This is a genomic window from uncultured Thiodictyon sp., from assembly GCF_903828115.1.
Classification (GTDB): domain Bacteria; phylum Pseudomonadota; class Gammaproteobacteria; order Chromatiales; family Chromatiaceae; genus Thiodictyon.
Genome location: NZ_CAIKKU010000804.1, coordinates 1 through 2988 on the forward strand (window position 1 = coordinate 1; position 2988 = coordinate 2988).

Genomic DNA, 2988 nt, shown 5'->3' on the forward strand with positions numbered 1-2988 from the left:
CCTGGACGTAGGCTTCATCAAGCTGGTTGAGGCTGTGGTCGCTCAGGTGCATCGGTCAGTGGCGCGGTATCATCGGGCAGCGTAGGGGGAACATACTGATCGGGCTGGAGGCAGCGGTCAAGGGGTCTCTGAACGGCTACCCTTGGCGATGAAATTCTGCCGTCTTACGAAATCGTCGAGGTCCTTGCGCTCTTTAAACTTTCCGAAGCCATCGGTTTCGAGTGCGAATTTCCGTGATCCGGATACCAGGGCAAAATCCAGCCGGAAGCGTCCAACCTCGCATTGAGGGTAAACATTTCCGAGCCCGGCCTCCGTGAGTAGAGGGGCCAGTATCTTTCTGACGAACTGGATCTCTAAGAAATTTTGGGCTTCTTTGAGTTGGGAGTCCGTTGCCAATTTGCCGTCAATCACCGCATTGTTGAAGTAGCTGTGTTGCTGAAAGAACGCTGCTGCGCGTCGGCTGCTTGCCGCCGTTGTCTTGGTCAGGGGAATGGGCGTTGACCAAGAGTCGCTCTCGAAACTGGTGTGTCGGCGGATTTCCTGCTCAATGTTGCGCGGCAGGAAGCGAAGCTTCCGTCGAATGAATTCCTGGTAATCCTCGTCATCTGTGACAGTGGAGAGTTCGTCATCGAAGCGATACACGCCACGAATCACTGACGGAAGAAAATGCAATGCAAGAGGGTTCACGGGTCGCCATGCTCCAAAGCTGAGCAAGAACCTTGCTCTGATCGCAGTCGGGGCCGAGTTGGCCGCGCGGGTTCAAGGTCGAGCGGATCGCCCGCCCGGTGAACCTCCCGGGGCGCAGACGGGTATAATCCCGGTCACACAACAATTGTGCAACTTGCCTGAGCCCGCTATGCGCCCCGCGGAAAGCATTCTGGACCATCTTGAAGCGGTCCGCGAGGCACTCGCCCGGGCGAACGGTCCCAAGGGCGCGTGGCAGCACCTCTGCGTCGCCTGTCCCGATCTGGCCGGGGCCTTGCCCTTCAACACCTTCATGACCGTGGCGCCGGTAGTTTTGGCGACGGCCGAGCGGTTACACGGGGATTGTGCAACCTCGCCGCAGCCTGGGTCCACTGTCCCGACTGTCACGCCCAAGACCTTTGAGGGTTGGTCGATGCAGACCGACGGGAAGAACTACATCCGTGCGCACCGCAAGATCGGCGGCGTTCTGCCTGGATCTCAGCGCGAACCTGGAGGCGCTGTATCCGGGAGCGTACCACTACCCGTTGCAGCCGTTGGGAGAGTACCAGAGCGCCGAGGAACTGGTCCTGGACATCCTGCCGAGCCGGGACGACCACGACTTCTAGCCAATCCCTCCAGGCGCGCTGTGCTCCACCCAGCGCGGCCGTCGCGGCAATGAAGGCGGATCAGTCCGGCCTATGGACCGCGTGCTCGAGATTCGCGCGAGCCACCCACTCGGCAAGGCCTGCCAGGGCAAGCGCACGGCCCATCTGGCGCCCGGCATCGGCAACCGGGGCAATCCCCTGGGGATTCCGGGGACAGTTTACTCAATCGAGACTGGCCTCTCATGCTAAATTTAGTCGCTCATATGGGGAAAAGGATGAAATGCCCCACAGCCCCCACGGCGGATCAAGCAGTTAGCAGGGGCCTACCCGCGGCTTCATCTTTTTGCTAACATGAGCGAATTAAGTATACTGTCCCCGGAACTGCGGTCGGACGCCCTTTACGATCTCAGCGACCTGGGGACGCTGCTGGGACGGCCTGAGCTACTTCCGCCGGGTATCGAGAGCAAGGTCCTCGGGAGTCGGGATTGGTCCTGGCTGGCGCCTGGAATGGCCGCGCCGGTGCGGGTCACGACGGACCCTGACTACTTCGAGCAGCACCCCGACAGCACTGAACTGTGGTCGCCTGGAAGTCCCTTGTTTCCCACTCCAGAAGCGATTTCCGGGCCCGAGGAGATGGAAGGTCTCGACTGGCGCCGGTTGATGCGGCCAGAGTAAGCCCAGACTCTCGGGCCGAAGCCCGGGCCAAGGCTTGGGCCGCTCTGCTGGCTCTAGCGGTTGTCGGCAGGCCCGCGAATCGTCTGCTAAAATTCGAGCATACGCACTCTCCACGTACGCAGGCCGTATGTCTTACCGCTCATTTTGAGATTCGCAGAATGAGGTCCCCCATGCCTATCCTCACCGACCCAATCTTGGCATCCGTATTGACAAAAAGGGACGAAGTAGGTAGTTGGATCGCGGATACGCAGAATTCGCTTATTCGGGTCCCAGTCCGTGGAATGCTGGAAAGCGGAGCAATGTTCCTGGATGACGAGTACCTCGGTGACGGAGAGACCATGCTTCGTTTCAACGAGCATGGATTCCGGACGTTTTGCAGCAGGGTGGGTTATCGTTTCGATCAGTTGGCGATGCTCGAGACCCCGTCCTTGGCGTCCCAGGTACTGAATGATATTATCAGTCAACGGGCGATTAGTTCTCGCTTGGAAAATGACGATTTTGTCTTGGATAAGGATCGGAACTGCATCATCGGCATGGTTTCCACATCTTACGTCGGATATAGTAATGAAAAGTTCCTCGGTGACATCGATAGAATGCTGGGAAGCTTGCCGCAGGATGATCGCTTTGAATTTTATCAGGCATATGGGGTTAATACGGAGCTAACCATCCGTTATACGTCTCTGACGCGGCATGGCGAGGTGAAAGGTCGGGGCGGTTCCGGTCAAGACGTAACCATGCTGGGCCTTGAGTTCAAGAACAGCATGGTCGGTACGTCATCCGTACGTTTCAGCTATTTTCTGCACCGGCTTGCTTGCGCGAATGGCATGATGGTGCCCGCGGCCAGCGCGACCAGCAGAGTCATTCATTCAGGAAACCTTGATTCATTTGAGCGCCGGCTTACCGAATGTTTCAAAGAAGTGCATCGAAAACTGGATACCGTCAGCAATATGCTGGCGACTCTCGGCAACCTCGAATTCGATCCGATGAGGTTGGCCCTGTCTGATGTCAACTATCTTGGCCGGTC

At 57.9% G+C, this 2988-nt stretch carries 4 protein-coding genes; 3 read left to right on the top strand and 1 reads right to left on the bottom strand.

Annotated features, from left to right (window positions below):
- Positions 1-117: 117 nt before the first annotated feature.
- Positions 118-687: a hypothetical protein gene (locus tag QZY48_RS29730; RefSeq protein WP_295437425.1), complete on the bottom strand. Its 570-nt coding sequence runs from the start codon at positions 685-687 to the stop codon at positions 118-120.
- Positions 688-1145: 458 nt separating this feature from the next.
- Here QZY48_RS29730 and QZY48_RS29735 point away from each other — a divergent pair, with 458 nt between their 5' ends.
- The 3 genes from QZY48_RS29735 to QZY48_RS29745 form a co-directional block, all read left to right on the top strand.
- The gene (locus tag QZY48_RS29735) at positions 1146-1310 is read left to right on the top strand and encodes a hypothetical protein (RefSeq protein WP_295437426.1); all 165 of its coding nucleotides are present in this window, start codon (positions 1146-1148) and stop codon (positions 1308-1310) included.
- Between the two features lie 330 nt (positions 1311-1640).
- Entirely contained in the window at positions 1641-1964 is a 324-nt protein-coding gene (locus QZY48_RS29740; RefSeq protein ID WP_295437428.1) for a hypothetical protein, read from the top strand.
- A gap of 170 nt (positions 1965-2134) precedes the next feature.
- Positions 2135-2988, top strand: an 854-nt coding sequence (locus tag QZY48_RS29745) for a DUF932 domain-containing protein (protein ID WP_295437430.1), incomplete at its 3' end; no start/stop codon positions are given.